This is a genomic window from Pseudoalteromonas sp. S1650, assembly GCF_005887195.1.
GTDB classification, from domain to species: domain Bacteria; phylum Pseudomonadota; class Gammaproteobacteria; order Enterobacterales; family Alteromonadaceae; genus Pseudoalteromonas; species Pseudoalteromonas simplex.
Genome location: NZ_PNDF01000023.1, coordinates 53,704 through 71,063 on the forward strand (window position 1 = coordinate 53,704; position 17,360 = coordinate 71,063).

15 protein-coding genes are annotated in these 17,360 nt (G+C 40.7%); 7 read left to right on the plus strand and 8 right to left on the minus strand.

Annotation, left to right across the window (positions count from 1 at the left end; genetic code table 11):
• The first annotated feature begins 42 nt into the window (after positions 1-42).
• Together CWB80_RS08015 and CWB80_RS08020 are read left to right on the plus strand one after the other, a co-directional pair.
• Positions 43-726, plus strand: coding sequence for a hypothetical protein (locus CWB80_RS08015; protein ID WP_138598886.1), 684 nt, complete (start codon positions 43-45; stop codon positions 724-726).
• Positions 727-730: 4 nt separating this feature from the next.
• Positions 731-1,987, plus strand: coding sequence for a lipopolysaccharide biosynthesis protein (locus CWB80_RS08020; protein WP_138598885.1), 1,257 nt, complete (start codon positions 731-733; stop codon positions 1,985-1,987).
• On the opposite strand, the gene CWB80_RS08025 is transcribed toward CWB80_RS08020, so the two are convergent.
• Positions 1,976-2,692: an SIMPL domain-containing protein gene (locus tag CWB80_RS08025; protein ID WP_054552674.1), complete on the minus strand. Its 717-nt coding sequence runs from the start codon at positions 2,690-2,692 to the stop codon at positions 1,976-1,978. The genes CWB80_RS08020 and CWB80_RS08025 overlap by 12 nt on opposite strands.
• Positions 2,693-2,861: 169 nt before the next feature.
• Here CWB80_RS08025 and CWB80_RS08030 point away from each other — a divergent pair, with 169 nt between their 5' ends.
• Together CWB80_RS08030 and CWB80_RS08035 are read left to right on the plus strand one after the other, a co-directional pair.
• A complete protein-coding gene (locus CWB80_RS08030) occupies positions 2,862-5,531 on the plus strand; it encodes a bifunctional acetate--CoA ligase family protein/GNAT family N-acetyltransferase (protein WP_138598884.1) in 2,670 nt (889 codons plus the stop codon).
• 9 nt (positions 5,532-5,540) lie between these two features.
• Positions 5,541-6,494, plus strand: a complete 954-nt coding sequence (locus CWB80_RS08035; protein ID WP_138598883.1) for an ion transporter — start codon at positions 5,541-5,543, stop codon at positions 6,492-6,494.
• Between the two features lie 21 nt (positions 6,495-6,515).
• On the opposite strand, the gene CWB80_RS08040 is transcribed toward CWB80_RS08035, so the two are convergent.
• Genes CWB80_RS08040 through CWB80_RS08050 form a run of 3 tightly spaced genes read right to left on the minus strand, consistent with a single transcriptional unit; the run spans position 6,516 to position 11,665 of the window.
• Positions 6,516-11,021, minus strand: a complete 4,506-nt coding sequence (locus CWB80_RS08040; RefSeq protein WP_138598882.1) for an EAL domain-containing protein — start codon at positions 11,019-11,021, stop codon at positions 6,516-6,518.
• Between the two features lie 15 nt (positions 11,022-11,036).
• Positions 11,037-11,462 carry a GNAT family N-acetyltransferase gene (locus CWB80_RS08045; RefSeq protein WP_054552678.1) on the minus strand — a complete coding sequence of 142 codons (426 nt, stop codon included), beginning with the start codon at positions 11,460-11,462 and terminating at the stop codon, positions 11,037-11,039.
• 2 nt (positions 11,463-11,464) lie between these two features.
• Complete coding sequence (locus CWB80_RS08050; RefSeq protein WP_036966037.1) at positions 11,465-11,665, minus strand: DUF3283 family protein; 201 nt, start codon at positions 11,663-11,665, stop codon at positions 11,465-11,467.
• 151 nt (positions 11,666-11,816) lie between these two features.
• Between CWB80_RS08050 and CWB80_RS08055 the strand changes: the two genes are divergently transcribed.
• A complete protein-coding gene (locus CWB80_RS08055; protein ID WP_138598881.1) occupies positions 11,817-12,521 on the plus strand; it encodes a transporter substrate-binding domain-containing protein in 705 nt (234 codons plus the stop codon).
• Here CWB80_RS08055 and CWB80_RS08060 read toward each other — a convergent pair.
• The 4 genes from CWB80_RS08060 to zntR form a co-directional block, all read right to left on the minus strand.
• A complete protein-coding gene (locus CWB80_RS08060) occupies positions 12,518-12,763 on the minus strand; it encodes a DUF1289 domain-containing protein (protein ID WP_138598880.1) in 246 nt (81 codons plus the stop codon). The two genes, CWB80_RS08055 and CWB80_RS08060, sit on opposite strands and share 4 nt — an antisense overlap.
• 99 nt (positions 12,764-12,862) lie before the next feature.
• Complete coding sequence (locus tag CWB80_RS08065) at positions 12,863-13,993, minus strand: 1-acyl-sn-glycerol-3-phosphate acyltransferase (RefSeq protein WP_138598879.1); 1,131 nt, start codon at positions 13,991-13,993, stop codon at positions 12,863-12,865.
• A 155-nt stretch (positions 13,994-14,148) separates the two neighbouring features.
• Positions 14,149-15,378, minus strand: a complete 1,230-nt coding sequence (locus tag CWB80_RS08070; protein WP_138598878.1) for an SO_0444 family Cu/Zn efflux transporter — start codon at positions 15,376-15,378, stop codon at positions 14,149-14,151.
• The gene (gene zntR, locus CWB80_RS08075; RefSeq protein ID WP_138598924.1) at positions 15,362-15,775 is read right to left on the minus strand and encodes a Zn(2+)-responsive transcriptional regulator; all 414 of its coding nucleotides are present in this window, start codon (positions 15,773-15,775) and stop codon (positions 15,362-15,364) included. The genes CWB80_RS08070 and zntR overlap by 17 nt, the downstream gene beginning before the upstream one ends.
• A 94-nt stretch (positions 15,776-15,869) precedes the next feature.
• Here zntR and CWB80_RS08080 point away from each other — a divergent pair, with 94 nt between their 5' ends.
• Together CWB80_RS08080 and CWB80_RS08085 are read left to right on the plus strand one after the other, a co-directional pair.
• Positions 15,870-16,814: a D-2-hydroxyacid dehydrogenase gene (locus CWB80_RS08080; protein ID WP_138598877.1), complete on the plus strand. Its 945-nt coding sequence runs from the start codon at positions 15,870-15,872 to the stop codon at positions 16,812-16,814.
• Positions 16,815-16,977: 163 nt separating this feature from the next.
• Entirely contained in the window at positions 16,978-17,358 is a 381-nt protein-coding gene (locus CWB80_RS08085; RefSeq protein ID WP_054552683.1) for a DUF3192 domain-containing protein, read from the plus strand.
• The last annotated feature ends 2 nt before the right edge of the window (positions 17,359-17,360 follow it).

A 17,360-nucleotide genomic window follows, 5' to 3' on the forward strand; every position in this document is an offset into this window, starting at 1 on the left:
GTTGAGCTATAAATGTATAAATAATAAAAAACGAGTATCTCCATGCAAAGCGCGATTGAGCAATTGAACAGCCGACTTCAACATCATCAGTTAAAAGAACTCATTGCCGATTACCAAAGTTTATCGGGAGTTTTGCAAGCGGCACAATTACAGCATATCTATCAATTAGCGTGCAGTAGTGAAGTTAAATACTTGTTTTTACAAAATGTGGCAGCGCATTTACTCGAAGCAAGCCCGCTGCCAAGTGAAGCTGTAGGCTTAATTGATGATATCGATAAACTGAGCTTTTTCACGCCTGGTCTTAAGTTTCAAAATGCTTTTTGTATTACCGACAACCAAGGTAACACCCTATTACATCATTTATTTACGCAGTGTCAGGCTGATAACCTCCCCTTTAATTACTTGCGTTCGTTAATGTTATTTGAAAGCAACGAAAGCTTGGGTGTTGCGTTAAAAACATTAAATAAGCAGCAGCTCACTCCTATAGGTTGCTTTATAGCGCTAAACAGCACGACTCAGATGCTAGCCAAACATGAATTCTCTGCATTATTAGCCATGATGGAAGTCGACCAAAGTCACAGCCCGAGCGCAGTCAGCGCCTTGGTAAATACCCTTAAGCAATTTTATGGTGCCAATCAAGCAACGAGTAGCGACAGTAAAGTGCTGCTTTGCGCGGCCTATTTGCAAGTGCCAACGGCACAGTTATTAAACGCGCTCAATCAATAACTCCATGAATAAGGATGTTGTTAAAGCGTTTTTATCGCTCAGTAGTTTTACCGCCCTTAACCATGGTAGCCGTATTGTGCTTACCTTGTGCCTTGCAAGGTTATTAAGTACTGATGAGTTTGGTACTTTCGCGGCGTTACTCGCACTGTGTGAAATTTTGTTATTACCTGCGAGTATGGGCTTTGCATCATCTTTAATGCGTATTAGCTACCCGCTCTACAAAGCTCAGCAACATGACTTACTACGCGGCTTAAAACATGTTTATTTAGCTGCATCGTGTTTATTCGGGGTGATTTTTGTCGCTGCTGTGGTGATTAGCTTTCAGGCTATTTCACCGCACCAAAGCGCTCAAGAGCATGTGGCCTATTTACTATTACTGGTGCCGATTGGCGCCATTATGCAGAGCCAATCGGCTTTTTTAGTGGCTTTGAATAAACCAAAAATTGGCTTGATAACGCAGCAGTGTATTTTTGAATTGCTAACAGCGGGGTTTTGCTTTTTCGTGTACTTGATACGTGGCGACTTATCGTTAGTCGAGATTTGTATCTTGTTGTTTTGTAGCATCTTGTGCGTAGTCATTTATCAATATTGGTTAATCAAAAAAATGATCGTTGCAAGCACTGCCCGCTACCAAACCAAGCAATGGTGTAAAGACTCATTGATCATGCTCGCCAGTGGTGCAGGCACCGTGTTGGTAGCAAAACTCGATGTCTTACTGGTGCATCACTGGTTTGGTGCACAAGGCGTGAGTATCTTCTTTCCTGCGGTAGTGATTGCTGGCTTACTGACTATTTTAGGCAATGCCGCCAACCAATATTTAAAACCCATTTTAATGGCCGATGAGACGACCGAGCAGCAACTTAGCGAGTTAATGAAAGTGGTATGGCGTTTTAACTTTGCCGCTATTTTGCTACTTGCCTTGCTCGCAAAGCCACTACTCACTCTCTATGGCGAAAGCCAATTACAAGAAGGATTTTGGATTTTAATGCTGCTGTTACTCGGGCAATTATTATTACCAGCAAGAATTTTAGCCAGTAGCATGATCAAGTTAAAAGGCAACCCGCTTATCAACTTGTATGTCTTACTTGGTGCAACCAGTGTCACGGTTTTAATGGCAGTACTATTAAAAGATCAGTTTGGCTTATTGGGGGTGGCTGTGGCGTTTAGTGGCGGCTTTATGCTTGGAGCGATTTGCCGCATGGTGATTGTGTGCACACGCATGCGGCTACCTTTATCTGTGGTATTGGGTTTAGTCAGATAGATAATATTCAACACTGGTAACTACACGCACTTTTTTCAGCTGAGGTGTGTTTGAATCTCTATCAGAAATTGAAAACTGCCCCTGACGCGCTGTTTTAATTTTACCTAATTTAGACTGTGAATCTTTGGCAAATTTCATTGCTACTTCGCGGGCTTTTTCGGTTGCTTCTTGAATCATATTTGGCTTAATTTCATTTAAGCCATTAAATAAATATTGAATCCGCGTTTCGTAATTATCTTGTACTATCGCAATGCCTTGTTTGGCTAATTGGCTTACTGCGCCTAAGGCATTTTGCACTTTTTCAATATCATTTGAATAAACAATGACATTATTACGAGCAATATAACGAAACTGCTGATTCTCGCCGCCATATTCGCGAGCTTGTTTATCAATAATCGATTGGCTACCAAGGCTGATTTCTTCATCACTAAAACCATGTAGTTTTAAAAAAGCCACAACCGCATCACTTTTCTCTTCAACTCGACCCACTAGTTTTTCAAGGTTGTTATCGGCATCAGAAAACTGTAAAGGCCAGATAACGGTGTCGGCTGGCACTTCCATTTCTGCTAGCCCTTTAACATGAACTGTGCGCTCCATGCCCTTTACATCAAGGGCTGCACTTTTCAAAATAAAACCTAATCCGAGCAAACCGACCGCCAATGCACACGCTGCAATAACGATATTAAATGGTTGCGCTTTATTCATGCTTTTCTCCTTGATGTAGGTCACTGTTTTTGACTCGAAAAGTAGTTATAAACAGGTTATCTTATGAGTATAACTTTTAATACTTTGGAAGCGTGTCGGTTCTAGTTTGAGTGTATTAAACTTAACAGACCCTGAAGTTTTAACAAACATCGCAAGCGAAGGAAACAGCATGAGCGTTAAACGTATTAGCCAACTTTTTAATCCTAAATCGGTCGCGGTGATTGGCGCCTCAAATTCCCCTAACCGAGCGGGCTTTGTGGTGATGCGTAATTTACTACAGGGGGGCTTTAAAGGCCCAATCATGCCTGTTAGTTTAAATCACAGCGCTGTACACGGGGTATTAGCCTACCCAAGCATTGCTGCACTACCCAAAGTGCCTGATCTTGCGGTTATTTGTACTAATAAAAACACCTTAATTAACATCATTAATGAGCTTGGAGAGCTTGGTTGTAAGCATGCGGTGGTAATTGCAGCGGGTTTAAACGTCGAACAAAAGCACGCATTAAAAGAAGCAGCTGCTGAGGCAAATGTTTCTTTACTTGGGCCTAATTGTTTGGGCTTACTTATTCCTCATATTGGTTTAAATGCCAGCTTTTCACATACGGTTGCAAGCCCAGGAAAGCTTGCTTTTGTATCGCAATCTGCGGCTGTTTGCTCAACCATTCTAGATTGGGCGAAAAACAAAGAAATTGGCTTTTCATATTTTGTATCTGTGGGTGATTGCCTAGATATCGACTTTGATGAGTTACTCGACTTTTTAGGCCGAGATGCAAAAACTAAAGCTATTTTGTTATATATCGATAATATTGAAGATATTCGCAGCTTTATTTCCGCAGCGCGAGCCGCTGCGTTTAGCAAACCTGTAATCGCCATTAAAACCGGTAAAACCAGTGCTGGTGCCCTCGCTGCAGAAATACACACTGGTGGCAAACAAAGCTCAGATGCAGTCTATGATGCGCTATTTCAGCGAGCAGGTATGCTTAGGGTAAACGACTTACGAGAGCTTTTCGCTGCGACACAAACGCTGGCAATGCACCCAAAACTTCTTAAAGTCGAGCAGCTAACCATTTTAACCAATGGCGGCGGCCCAGGTGTCATGGCTGTGGATACGCTCTTGCAAAGCTCAGGAAAGCTGGCGGAGCTCAGCGATGAGACCAGAGCTGCGCTTAATAAAGTCATTCCGCAATCAGAAATGACCTCAAATCCGGTGGATATTTTTGGTGACTCAGCGCCAAGACGCTATCAACAAGCCTTAGAAATCTTGCTACAAGCCAAAGAAGTCAAAAACTTGCTGATCATCCATACTCCTTCAGCACTTGCACCGAGTGAAGATTATGCAGAGATCATTGTTGAAACCTTGGAAAAAATCCCAAAAATGGCTCGCCCTTATGTTATGACTAACTTTATGGGTGAAGATGCCGCCTATGCTGCACGTAAAGTCTGTACCAATAACGCTATTCCAACCTACCGTACACCTGAAGGTGCGGTGGGTGCCTTTATGCACTTAGTAAGTTATCGTCGTAACCAAAAGCATTTAACACAAACACCAGAATCAAACACCGATGATGCAAAAATAAATAAAGACGCTGCACGTTCTGTGGTGAGCGAGTTTTTAGCCGAAGAGCAAAGCTATTTATCAACCCATGAAGCTAGTCAAATTCTCACTCATTATGGTATTGATTGTATTCAAACTGAGGTTGCTTACACGCCAACAGAAGCCAAAGAACAAGCTATTGAGCTGGGTTTTCCGGTAGCGTTAAAACTAATTAGCCCAAGTATTCCTTCTAAATCAGAAGTCGGTGGTGTTGTCCTTAATTTAAATGATGCGCAAGAAGTTGAGCAAACAGCCTTTGCCATGCTGCTACGAATCAAAAACACCTACCCTGATGCCCATATTGAAGGTTTCTCACTGCAAAAAATGGCACCGCGAGCGGGTGCTAATGAGCTACGTATCGCCATCAAAACAGAGCCTAACTTTGGTCCGGTGATTTTACTAGGTGAAGCTGGCACCGGACTTGAGTTCGCACAAGCTGCAGTGGCATTACCGCCACTTAATATGAACTTGGCAAAATACCTGATTGCTGCAGCGCACGATAAAGGCGTACTTAAAGACCGCGTGCTACCAGAAAAAGTCGATAAATACCGTTTATGCGCCCTACTCACCCGTATTTCGCAGCTGGTTATCGATCAACCTGATATCACCAGTGTTGAACTTAATCCAATTTTAGCCAGTAACGGGCAGTTTTTGGTCCTTGATGCGACCATTGGTCTTAGCCGTTATAAAGCAAAAGCGAACCGTAAACGCTTGTGTATTCGTCCCTACCCAATTGAATTAGTGAAAGAAGTAACCCTTAAAAATAATACCCAAGCACAGTTAAGACCTATCAAACCGGAAGATGAGCAAGCACACTTAGAGTTTGATCAATCATTAAGCAAAGAAGACAGATATAAGCGCTTCTTCGGTGAATTACCGCAATTTAATCATGATCAGCTCGCGAAAATGACGCAAATTGATTATGACCGAGAAATGGCGTTTATTGTCAGCCAAGAGCAAAATGGTTCAGCCTGTACATTAGGGGTATCTCGAGTATTGATGGATCCAGACAAGCTCGATGCTGAGTTTGCAATTGTGGTGCGCTCTGATTGCCAAGGTTTAGGGCTTGGTACAATATTAATGAATGCGGCGATTGAGCATTGTAAAAACCAAGGCGTTAAACAAATTTCAGGGATCACTTTACCTGAAAATACTGGCATGATTGAGCTGGCAAGAAAACTCGGGTTTAAGATCACCCGCGACTTTGAAGAAGGCAGCATTAATATGGTGCTAAAACTTAACTAAAACTGGATCATTATTTTGCATCGTTTAAGAAATTACACTGCACGAGTTTTTGAAGGTAATGGTAAATATCGACGTGTAGGACGCGCACTTGACGTGTTTTTGATGTCGCTGATCATGATCAATGTAGTGGCAATTGTTTTGGAGTCGGTTGGCCCTTTAGCAAAGCAGTATCATTATGAATTTTTAATGATTGAGCTGATTTCTGTTGCTATTTTCAGCCTAGAATATGTGCTCAGGCTTTGGTCATGTGTAGATAAAAGCGTGCACAAAGAAAGCACGCTGAGAAACTCAAAGATTCGTATTAGGTATTTCTTCTCGCCCATGGCGCTGATTGATCTCATTGCGATTTTACCCACCATTCTAATGATGTTTGTGAGTGTTGATTTACGTTTCTTACGAGTACTTAGGTTAATGCGTATTTTTAAGCTCACTCGTTATTCAAGAGCGATGCAGCTATTACTAAACTCGTTTAAAGAAGAAAGCAGTTCACTGCTTGCTGCATTTTTTATAATGGCCGTGGTCTTGATCATCGCCTCATGCGGTATTTATTTAATTGAACATGATGTGCAGCCCGATAAATTTGGCTCTATACCTGCTGCAATGTGGTGGGCCATGGTGACACTTACAACCGTTGGTTATGGCGATGTGGTGCCTGTGACTCCTCTAGGCCGCTTATTTGGTGGTGCTATCACACTAGTGAGTATGGGCATGGTGGCAATTCCAACTGGTTTGCTAGCTTCAAGCTTTTCTGAACAGCTACGTAAACGCAGACAAGTGTTTACCGATGCAGTACATGAAGCCATTGAAGACGGCCACTTATCGCCAGTTGAAGAAGAACATTTAGAGAACTTACGCTATAAACTAGGCTTAAGTCAGCAAGAGGCGAACAAAGCGATTCATAACGAACTTAAAAACCGCAATCGTAATTTATATTGCCGCCACTGCGGTAAACGCCAAGATTAAATAAAGGGTAAAGCTTTGGCTTTACCCTAAAAACTCATCATCCCACAGGGTGTCTAAAAGCGCTTTTACTTCATCACCTGCTACAGGTTTACTAAATAGATAACCTTGAAAGTACTCACAGCCTAAAGAGCGTAAGAACTGCAATTGAGTGCGGTTTTCAACGCCTTCGGCAACACATTCTTTACCCAAGCTTTTTGCCAGCGTAAGCGTTGAGTTGATAATCGCTTCATCACCTTTATCAATACCAATATCATTAACAAAGCTTTTATCAATTTTTAGCACATCAACCGGAAAGCGTTTTAAGTAGGTCAGTGACGCATAGCCAGTTCCAAAGTCATCCATATAAATCCGACAACCAAGGGCCTTGAGTTTATCCATGCTCTGCTGTGCTTTATCTGAATCATGCATCATGACTGATTCAGTAATTTCAAAAACCACCGCACTGGCAGGCACTTTACTAGCTTCAAGCGCCTTATGAATATTTTCAACTAAGTTTACACTTTCAAAATCAAGAGCAGATAAATTAATCGAAATATATAAATCAGGATGCGTCGTGCGCCATTGACGAAGCTCAATCAAAGCTCGTGATAAAGTCTGCAGCATTATTTTGGTAATTAACCCTGAGCTTTCTGCCGCGTTCGCAAAATCTTCAGGCTTATATTCATCTTTATTTGGCCAACGTAAAAGTACTTCTAGCCCCGCGACTTGGCGTGACTCAGCACTGACTATTGGCTGATAAAAATTACAAAACTCATGCTCTTGGTAAGCTTTACTTAACTGCGATTCTAAATGCAAAGTACGTTGCACTTGTAAGTTCATTTCTTGCTTATAAAACTGATAACCACCTTCGACCAGTTGTTTGGCGTGATACAGAGCCACATTAGATGCTTTTAATAATTCTTTGGTGGTTTGCGCATCATCAGGATAAACAGCAACTCCCACACTGAAGTTTACTTTTACTGCTTGTTGGCTGAGCTCGATATGCGTTTCAACACTATCCATCACTCGTCCACACAATGATAAAAGCTCATCTACTTGTTTAAAGTCTTCAGCTAAAATAACAAACTCATCACCATCAAAACGTGCAAGACTATCTTGCGGTCTGAGAACTTGCTTTAGACGTTTAGCAACACGTTTCAGTAACTCGTCTGACTCTTCCCGACCGAGTGAATCATTAAAATATTTAAAGCGTTTAATATTAATATTTAGCAAAGCGACTTTATTTTGATGATAAGCAGCTTGCTCAATTGCGTGATTAACTCGGTCATTAAATAAGGTTTTATTTGGCAAACCTGTTAAGGCGTCATAGTTAGCCAATAAGTGTAATTCACTCTCTGCCAATTTTTGCGCGCTAATATCAGTCACGATTATGACGTAACTATCTAGCTGACGATTACTTCCTGCAACGGCACTAATTTTAATTAATACTTGGCGCTTTTCACCAGTTGCTACCTCTACAACGTCTTCAGCTGAGAAATGCTCGCCAGACTGCAGCTTTTGCATCACTCTTAAATAATGTATGCGGGCAGCAATAGACAAACCGAGTGTTAGCGAGCGACTAGAACGAGGTTCAGCCGGAAAACCAAATGCATCTTGAAATGATTTGTTAGTAGCTCGAATTCGCAGATTTTTATCTAAGATAAACACCCAATCGCGAGTTTGCTCAAACGCTGCACCAAACAAGCGCGCGTTTTCTTCAAATACGAGCTCTCGTGTCATATTGGTATAGGTACCGGCTACTTTTTCTGGCGCATTATCTTGCCACTCAACTACTTTGCCAAAATCTTTATACCAGCGCCAATTGCCATCAGCATGGCGTAATCGGTAGGTGCAATTAAAATAACCTTTTTGTGTTGATAAAAACTCTAACCACTCTAAGCGGAAAGTTTGCTTATCGTGAGGGTGAATTCTTGCTAAGTAATCATCTAAATTAACACTGTCTGTTTCATAGCCTAGCTCATTCTTAAGGCGCGGTTGATATATAATTGGACTTTGTGAAGACCAATCCCACACACCTGAATGACTCCCTTCAAGCGCTAACTTTAAGCGTGCTTCACTTTCTTTACTTTCTTTATGGGCGGCAAGCAAAATTTGTTGCATACGATTTCGTCTAAAAACCCAAGCAGCGACAAAAAGTGCAACTAATAAAACATACAAAACAATGAATTGCGGAGCACGCCAAAGTGGGTACTTTACTTCAATATTTAATATAGCGGGTGGCGTTAACTCCCCTGTTAATGGATCTTTTGCCCATACTTTGAGTTGATACTTACCCGCACTAAGTTTTGGGAATAACACCCGGTTGTTATTACGGGTATAGGTTTTTTGACCATCACCGAGTTGATACTCATAAATGATACGTTCTTGATAATTAAATGCCATTGCCGAAAAGGCAACTTCTAGACCTATGTCATCATGCTCAAGAACGACACTATCAATAGGCTGCTTTAGCTCGGCAGGTAGATCACGAGACATTAAATCAAGATTAGTAATATTAACGTGATCAATTAAAGCTTGCTGGTAGTGGTTATCCATAGGAGAAAAGTAAGTAAACCCTTTGAGCGTTCCATATACAATTTGCCCTGACTCAAGCTTTGTGAAAGCACCACTATTAAACTCTGTAGAGAATAGCCCCTCTGAGCCTGTAAATTGTTGAAAGTGAAGATTATTAGGATTAAGCCGCCAAAGCCCTTTATGGCTGCTCATCCAAATCATACCCGCTTCATCAAGTACCATGTCGTATAACAAGGTTCCTAATTTATTTTTTTCAAGGTCAATGGTATAGATATGCTCATAGGTGCTAGCATCTAGGCCGATTAAGCCAAAGTTAGAAAGCGATAACCACAGTACATTGTTATTATCTATGATGTATGACATCACATTAACGGCTACATTTTCGTGTTGCTCGGGAACAGTATAAATCGTTGTCAACTCGAAAGACTGCGGATCAACCTGATATAAAATACCTGCATTATAAAATAAAGGCGCATCGGGCTTAGAAGATAAGGCGGGTAAGAACCCATAAGCTAAAAATGGCTCAAATTCATCAAATTTCCCACCAAGTCGGGTCACTTTTTGGCTATCAATATTGTATACAAACATGCCGTAATCAGGGTGGACATAGTAAAGATCACCCGAGGGCATTAATAATATGCCATGCACCCAGTCGTTTATTAAAACCTGATTTTCAGGATTTGCAGCCTTAACAGGTGACGCTTGTTTTGTGTCTGGATCAAAACTCAAAATTCCCCTGTTAGTGTGTAACCACAACTTATCTTTATAGGGCATTATTTGGTAAACGCTGAACTCTGTCGTTATTAAGTCAACTTGGTAGTCTTTTAAGAACACTTCACTTTCGTTAGTCTGTAAGTCAACCGCTGTTAAACCGTTGTGTGTGGCCAGCCAAAGCCTATTTTTAAACTCCGCAATACTCCAAATCGAGTGATGTGATAAACCATCACCTTTCAGTGAGTTAGCAGTCACATTAATAAAGTTGTAATTATCATAAGATAAATAAAAGGCCCCATCATTTTTTGTCGCCAGCCACATGCCACCCGATTTATCTTTTACAATATCAATAATACTGTTATCAGCTAACGTATAGCCGCCTTCCCGTAAACGCTTATTTTTATTAAGCTCTGCTGTTACTAGGTCATATTCAAACAACCCTTTATCCGTACCTAAAGTAATCGCATCTTTTTCTTGAATGATGGTCCAAATATTCAAATCTTTTATTAAGGTTTTATTAGAGAAAGGCTTATTTGGATTCTCAAACATCGCTTCTAAATTACTGATATCAACTTGATACAAACCTCTGACAGCACCGACTAGTAGAGTTGTTTGATCGATTACTGCAAATGATTTCACATAATTTTGATAAATATGACTTGGTTTTTGCTGTAAGTGCTCAAGCTTACGAACCTCACCGCTAGCAATTTGATATACATAAGCGCCATTACTTGTGCCCATAAAAATGAATCCGTTATAAGCATACAGCTCTCTTATAACACTGCTTTTTACACGCTCAGGGATTTCAAAAATTGAAGTGACTTGTTTTGTTTCTAAATCCAACTTGGCAAAGTCCCAACCCCGACCAAGCCATAGTGTTTTGTCATCAACAGCCACCATACTAAACACCGACTCAATAAAAATTTGCTCTTCTGTGGTGGGTTTAGCAATAAACTGCTGATAAGTATCGGAAGTGGGATCATAACGGAATAAACCCGCTTGTAGCGAAGCTATCCAAATATAGCCTTGAGGATCTTGGTAAATACGGTCAATGATGGCATCTTCAAGCTCACCATTAGGTCCTTTGATATGAACAACCTGATAACCGTCGTAGCGATTAAGCCCACCCTCAGTCGATAGCCAAAGATAGCCACTGTTATCAATGAGCATGGTGTTTACATAACTTTGCGATAAGCCTTCGCTGGTTGATAACCGTTTAACCTGTGAATAAGCGCAGTGGCTAAACAAGACAAAGCTCAAAAATAAAAAAATGGTTATACTGGAAAAGAACTTAGTCATTGACGTTCCAAATTGCTAACTTGGCACTGTGTCACGCGTAAAGTGCATCGCAACAATTTTTCGGTGTGCATAAAGTTCAAATAGTGATTGCAAGGAGTTAGGTAATGTTAATATATAGTTAAACCCATTTTGTAGATAAAAATCAATCAGATTTTGGTACACGAAGGTAAAAACAACCTTCTTTTGCCGAGCGGTTACGGCCGCAAGTAGCTGCGAAGCAACCCTTTGACCACGCCATAATTCATCTACATAAAGAGTAGACAAAAATAATAACCCTGATTGGTCTTGTACTCTACACGCCGCGATTATCTCAGAATCTTTATAGGCAACCCATACTTGGTCAGCCTTGGTTGCTCGGCCACGTGCATTGTGTTTATCATAAAATTTATTTACTAACGGCGTTTTAATTGGCTCAAGTAAACAAAATCTAAACGCTGCCATGACTAGCTCATTAACGAAAGGTAATGCTCAAATTGTTGCTTAAGAAAAGCCTGCTCAGACATAGGACGATTATTTATTGCAGTATAAACACCTTCACGCGTATTTTTACCGCGCTTTATTTGATAAGCCCAAAATGATGCTTCGTAGTCCAATTGAATTTGATATTTTTGCTCTCTTGGCAATTTACATAAATTGAAACTCATACTTTCTCAGCTTTAATAATTTGATTTTTCTAGTATAACAAAATTCAAATCGTTTAATCCGATAAATTAGCCCAAAAAAGCCTCTGACGAAACTTGATTTTAGCAACACTTGCCAGTAAATTAACGAGCAATTTATGTACGCAAGGAACGCATGTTGTCAAAATATCTGAGCCACAGATTCGCCTTTTTTTTATTATTCTTTTGCTTTTCAAGTTTAGCCAATACCCACACTCTCTTTTTTAATCGCCCTGCTGATACTCCACAAGCTCGCTTTGTTATTGATTTACTTAAAATGGCCTATAAAGAAATTGGCTACGAAATGAGTATCATTGATTTTAGCCATCAAAATGCGCTGGAGGCCGCAAATCAAGGTGTATTAGATGGTCAGCTTGGTCGCATTGCTGATGTCAAAGAAGGCTATCCAAACTTAATAAAAGTGAACTACCCTTTATTTGATTTTAATTTAATCCTGCTAAAAAACTGCAAAACATGCTATTACCCAAAACTAAAATCGCTCGCAATCCAATCAAGTTACCCTGCAGCACAGAGTTACATTGAACGACACCCTTTTAAAGGTGATGTAATAAAAGTTAGAAATGTCACGGCTCAATTGAATCTACTTACGCAAAATCGTGTTGAAGGCGCAATTTTACTCGATTTTATGTTATCAACTAAACACCCTGACTTTGATCAAGATGCATTTCACAAACAAGTGCTGATGCCAATGCAAAGCTATCACTTTGTTCATAAACGTCATGAGAAACTAATACCCAAACTAACTAGAGTACTAGAGAAATTTGATGAAAATGGCACGGTGCAATTTTTAAAATCAAAGTACAATCTCACCGAATTTTAGAAATCAAACCCTCCTTGCTCAGGCGTTGATTGTTGATTTTCAGTTTGTTGCTTTTTCTGAAGGTAACGTTTGTAACGCTGTTGGCATAGACTGATCACTTTACGTTTTTCTGCATTGGTAAACTTATTCCAATAAAATCGCTCATCACGACTACGATAGCAGCCTTTACAATAACCCCGGTTATTAACTTGGCATATCCCTTTGCAAGGGCTTGGAATTTCAAATATTTCAATCTGTTGCATCACAAATGCCGGTTAATAAGTAATAGTAAAAGTATAGCCTGAAAATTAACCATAAAAAAAGCCACTTTAAAAAGTGGCTTCTTAAACTATTTGTTTCGCTTACTTAGACTCGCTTGTTGCAAGTTCTGCTTTACGATGAAAAGGCTTAGCGTACATAGCTAATACCAAAGGCTTTAACTCCTCTGGCACTTTTGCGATACGCTCATTAAATGCAGCGGCATCTTTTTCATTAATCACAGCTTGCGTACAACCACCTGCAATATAATTGCCTGGGTGTAAGAAAAATGAATCAACAATTTGCTGATCGATAGTTTTTGCCAGCTCTTCAGGCGATTCACAGCCCGACTCAATTGGCTCGCCAAACGCTAAATGTACATGCCCTTTAGCGGTGCTAAAACCTTCAACAATACTTGCTATGTCTTCACCCTGCTGTTTCACATACTGGCCATGTTGCTGTTTATGATAAAGCTCTTTCGCTTTAGCAATCGCACATGGCTCGTATTGATAAGAGATAGACACAGGTACAATTTTTAATTCGCGTACGTATTCAGCAAACTCTTTCTTCTGCTTGCGGCCTTGTAACTGCAACATTTTAAGCAGGGCAGGATCTGTTTGGTCAAAACCGTCTTTTGCTCGGCCTTCTTTTTGCGCTATCCAAATTGAGTGGCCTTCAGCAAGTGAGTCATAAATATAAGCAGACAGCTGCGACAGCGCTTTTAGCATCTCTTTCGGTGCTTTCGCTGAGCGCTTCACAATAAAGCTCTTGTTTAAACGCATTAACTCAGTGATATAAGGAATTTGCAGTAAGTTATCACCAATGGCGATACGAACTGTCGGCATGTTGTGCTTAAACAAGCCCCAATTAACGAGCGCAGGATCAAGCACTATATCGCGGTGATTAGAGATAAATAAGTAAGCTTGTTTTGGGTCTAGTTTATCAATGCCCGAAAACGTTACCTCTGAAGTAGTGCGGGTGATTAGTTTGTTCAAATAATCAGCCACTTCGTGCTGAACTTGCTCAACCGATGCGGTGTTACCCCACTTTTTACGCAGCTGGCTGCGCACTAATGGGCGAGTAATAAATGGGAAGTTCGATAAAAAGCGCGGTAAGTTATACTTAGCGATTACATCTACAAAGGCATTATCAGCAATCAAACGCGCTACTGAGTCAGCTACTTCATCATCATTGTAAGGTCTTATGTCGGCGTATTTATCCACACTTTCACTCATTAAAAACTACTTAAGTTAAAAAACGGCACGCAAAGCGTACCGTTAAAAATAATTGACGGATTATAACTCAGGCAATTTTAAATGCGAACCGAGACGCGATAGTTAACCAAATTAAATGCCAATTAATGTATAAAATATTTATCTATAACAAATAATTAAGCAATGCTCTTACCAGTTTGCGAGGATTTTTTTAATACCATTTTTAACAGCAATCTGAGTATTAAAATTGCCAACACAATACCTGCAGCAAGGCTTAACCAATGAGGTAGAACCTCGTGCTCTTCACCCATCATCGGCGCTACCACAAAACCATATTGCGCCACTAAATAATCGGTTAAAAAGCCAAAAGCCAGTGCCGTGCCAATCACACCTATTAGGTAGGCAAATACCGCTCGCTTGCCAAGCTCTTTACCAACGACACCAAGCGTTGCGATATTGGTTGCCGGCCCTGCCAACATAAACACAAGCACCGCCCCCGGAGATACACCACTGAGTAATAAACCTGCCGCTATAGGTGTCGATGCAGTTGCACAAATATACATAGGAATACTGATTAAAATAACCACCAGCATAGCAAGGATGCCATTCCCCCACTGGCTTAAAAAAGATTCTGGTACATAAGTTTGCACAAGCGCTGCAAAGAATAAACCGATCATTAGCCAAATCATGGTGTCTTCAAGCAGCTTATTGCAACTAAAGCTCACCGCGCGTTTCAGTTTGCTAAAACGACTTTCAACGGCTTTGGTTGGCTGCTCACTGCTACAACAGCTTTTCTGTATAGGCGCTGCTTTTTCTGTTGAGCAACTTTGTTGCTGCCCCTGTATTGGTTGCGATTCCTTGCTACTACAACAACTTTGTGCGGGCTTTGCTGGCGCCTCTTTACTGCAACAGCTCGTTGTGGTCACAGGCTTTGGCTGTTTACTACTACAACAAGAGTCTGCTTTAGTACTTTCTTTATCTGATTCTGTACTTTGTACTTGTTGGAGTTCACTGTCTTTCCCCACTAAGACGCCGGCCACAATGGCGCTGCACACGGCGGCAATAGGACGTATTATCGCCATAAATGGGCCTAGCAACACATAAGATACCGAAACCGAATCGACCCCAGTTTCAGGGGTTGAAACTAAAAATGCGGTGGTGGCACTTTTCGATGCCCCCGCTCTTCTTAAACCAATGGCTGCTGGGATCACACCACATGAGCACAAGGGCATTGGAGCACCTATAAAGGCTGCTTTAACTGTGGTCCACAACCCTTCTTTGCCTAAATGCCGGTTAAGAAAGTTAGCAGGCAAATATACATTGAGAAGACCTGCTATGAATAAGCCCAGCATTAACCAAGGTGCTGAGAGTAAAAACAGATGCCAAAAATTATTGAGTAAGTCCATCGATATCCTCCAGCGTCGTTAGTATTGAGCAGTTTTCAGCAGGCTCTTCACCGCCACAACATTTATCTGCCAACAATGAAAGTGAGTCATAAAAGCGAGTAAGCTCTGCAATTCTTTGTGCAACGAGGTCACGTTTTTGTAACGTCATTTCTTTAACTTCATGACAAGAATGCTGATCTTTATGAAACTTAATTTGCAGCAACTCTTTGATCTCAGCCAAACTAAAGCCAACATTCTTTGCTCTGAGAATAAACGTCATTTGTTTCTGGTCATTCTCAGAATAAAAACGATATCCCACATCTGAACGCGAACTTGGCGTTAACAAACCATGCTTTTCGTAGTACCTTAGCGTATCTGTTGAGACACCCAACTGACGGGCAAACTCACCTATTTTCATCACCGTCTCCATTGTGAAGCGTTTATTTATTATGCTCACTATAAACCTTGGAGTACACCCCAAGGTCAAGCAATAAATTAAAAAAGGAAAGCACATGAATATTACTGTCCTTGATGCAGCAACATTAGCCAACACATCGTTAGATGCTTTAGCGCAATTAGGAAAACTTACTTGTTACGATTTAACTGCTAAAGAACAGGTTGTTGAGCGCTGCCAAGATGCCGATATCGTTATCAGTAATAAAGTGGTGATTGATCAGCACGCCATGAGCAAATTACCTAATTTAAAATTAATATGTGTTGCAGCGACTGGGACTAACAACATTGATTTAATAGCAGCCAAAGAGCATAGCATTGCGGTGACCAATGTCGCGGGCTATTCAACACCGAGCGTGGTGCAGCACACCTTTACTCTCATCACTAACTTACTGGGCAATACTCACAGATATATTAATGATTGCCAGCAAGGCTTATGGCAGCAAAGTCCTATGTTTTGCCGTTTAGATTACAGCTTTAAAGAAATTGCCGGCAAAACATTGGCAATTATTGGTTACGGTTCACTAGGTAAAGCCGTTGCCGATGTAGCGCGTGCTTTTGGTGCTAATGTCATCATCAGTGAACGAAAAGGCCATGCACCTCGTGAAGGTCGTGTTAGTTTTAATGATGCCCTAACCATAGCGGATATTATTAGTGTTCACTGCCCGCTTACTGATGAAACACGCAACCAAATCGCCGCGACAGAATTAAGCATGATGAAACCGTCAGCTATCATTATTAATACTGCTCGTGGTGGGATTATCAATGAAGCCGATTTAGCTGACGCATTAGCTAATAATGTTATTGCCGGAGCTGGTGTTGATGTACTCAGTAAAGAACCTGCAGAGCAATCAAATCCGCTGGCACAGTATAAAGGCGCAAACTTATTACTTACTCCGCATATTGCTTGGGCCAGCCAAGAATCTATCGTGCGTTTAGTTAACGAAATTGCTTTGAATATCCAAGCATTTAATCAAGGCGAGATGCGTAACAGGTTGGTCTAAATCGCAATTTATTAGTCAATAGAGCTAAGTAGTTAGTAATTTATAACTTAGCCTTTTAACTAAAAACAGCATAAATAATTGATTTAGTTATGATTTAAAAGTTTGGCAAGTAGTTTGCAATTAAGTGAACAACTATAAAACAATTTCTACGGGATAAAAGAACATGAAAAAAGCACTTCTAATTGCCGCGCTAACTGCACCATTTTTAACTGGTTGTGTCATTGCTGTTTCTGACGGTGAAGCAGACACACATTGGGCTGGTAGCTCATCTAGCTGGCAAAAGCAGCATAAAAATAACCGTGAAGTGATCTCTAATCTTGCATTAGATACCAGCTATCAAACTGTATTAAACAAACTAAATACTCCTAACTTTACCGAGTTATTAAAGCAGGGTGATGATGTGTACCAAGTATTATTCTATGCAACCCATAGTATTCATTCTGATGGCAAGATGACTAAAGACGAATGTACACCACTGGTTTTTAAAAATGATAAGTTAATCGGTGTGGGTGATACGATTTATAAATCACTTAGCAATGGCTAGCT

Excerpts from the sequence above, each read along its gene's own strand:
- CWB80_RS08015 (WP_138598886.1), top strand. The coding sequence starts at position 43 with ATGCAAAGCGCGATTGAGCAATTGAACAGCCGACTTCAACATCATCAG.
- CWB80_RS08020 (WP_138598885.1), top strand. The coding sequence starts at position 731 with ATGAATAAGGATGTTGTTAAAGCGTTTTTATCGCTCAGTAGTTTTACC.
- CWB80_RS08025 (WP_054552674.1), bottom strand. The coding sequence starts at position 2,692 with ATGAATAAAGCGCAACCATTTAATATCGTTATTGCAGCGTGTGCATTG.
- CWB80_RS08030 (WP_138598884.1), top strand. The coding sequence starts at position 2,862 with ATGAGCGTTAAACGTATTAGCCAACTTTTTAATCCTAAATCGGTCGCG.
- CWB80_RS08040 (WP_138598882.1), bottom strand. The coding sequence starts at position 11,021 with ATGACTAAGTTCTTTTCCAGTATAACCATTTTTTTATTTTTGAGCTTT.
- CWB80_RS08045 (WP_054552678.1), bottom strand. The coding sequence starts at position 11,462 with ATGGCAGCGTTTAGATTTTGTTTACTTGAGCCAATTAAAACGCCGTTA.
- CWB80_RS08050 (WP_036966037.1), bottom strand. The coding sequence starts at position 11,665 with ATGAGTTTCAATTTATGTAAATTGCCAAGAGAGCAAAAATATCAAATT.
- CWB80_RS08055 (WP_138598881.1), top strand. The coding sequence starts at position 11,817 with ATGTTGTCAAAATATCTGAGCCACAGATTCGCCTTTTTTTTATTATTC.
- CWB80_RS08060 (WP_138598880.1), bottom strand. The coding sequence starts at position 12,763 with ATGCAACAGATTGAAATATTTGAAATTCCAAGCCCTTGCAAAGGGATA.
- CWB80_RS08065 (WP_138598879.1), bottom strand. The coding sequence starts at position 13,993 with ATGAGTGAAAGTGTGGATAAATACGCCGACATAAGACCTTACAATGAT.
- CWB80_RS08070 (WP_138598878.1), bottom strand. The coding sequence starts at position 15,378 with ATGGACTTACTCAATAATTTTTGGCATCTGTTTTTACTCTCAGCACCT.
- zntR (WP_138598924.1), bottom strand. The coding sequence starts at position 15,775 with ATGAAAATAGGTGAGTTTGCCCGTCAGTTGGGTGTCTCAACAGATACG.
- CWB80_RS08080 (WP_138598877.1), top strand. The coding sequence starts at position 15,870 with ATGAATATTACTGTCCTTGATGCAGCAACATTAGCCAACACATCGTTA.
- CWB80_RS08085 (WP_054552683.1), top strand. The coding sequence starts at position 16,978 with ATGAAAAAAGCACTTCTAATTGCCGCGCTAACTGCACCATTTTTAACT.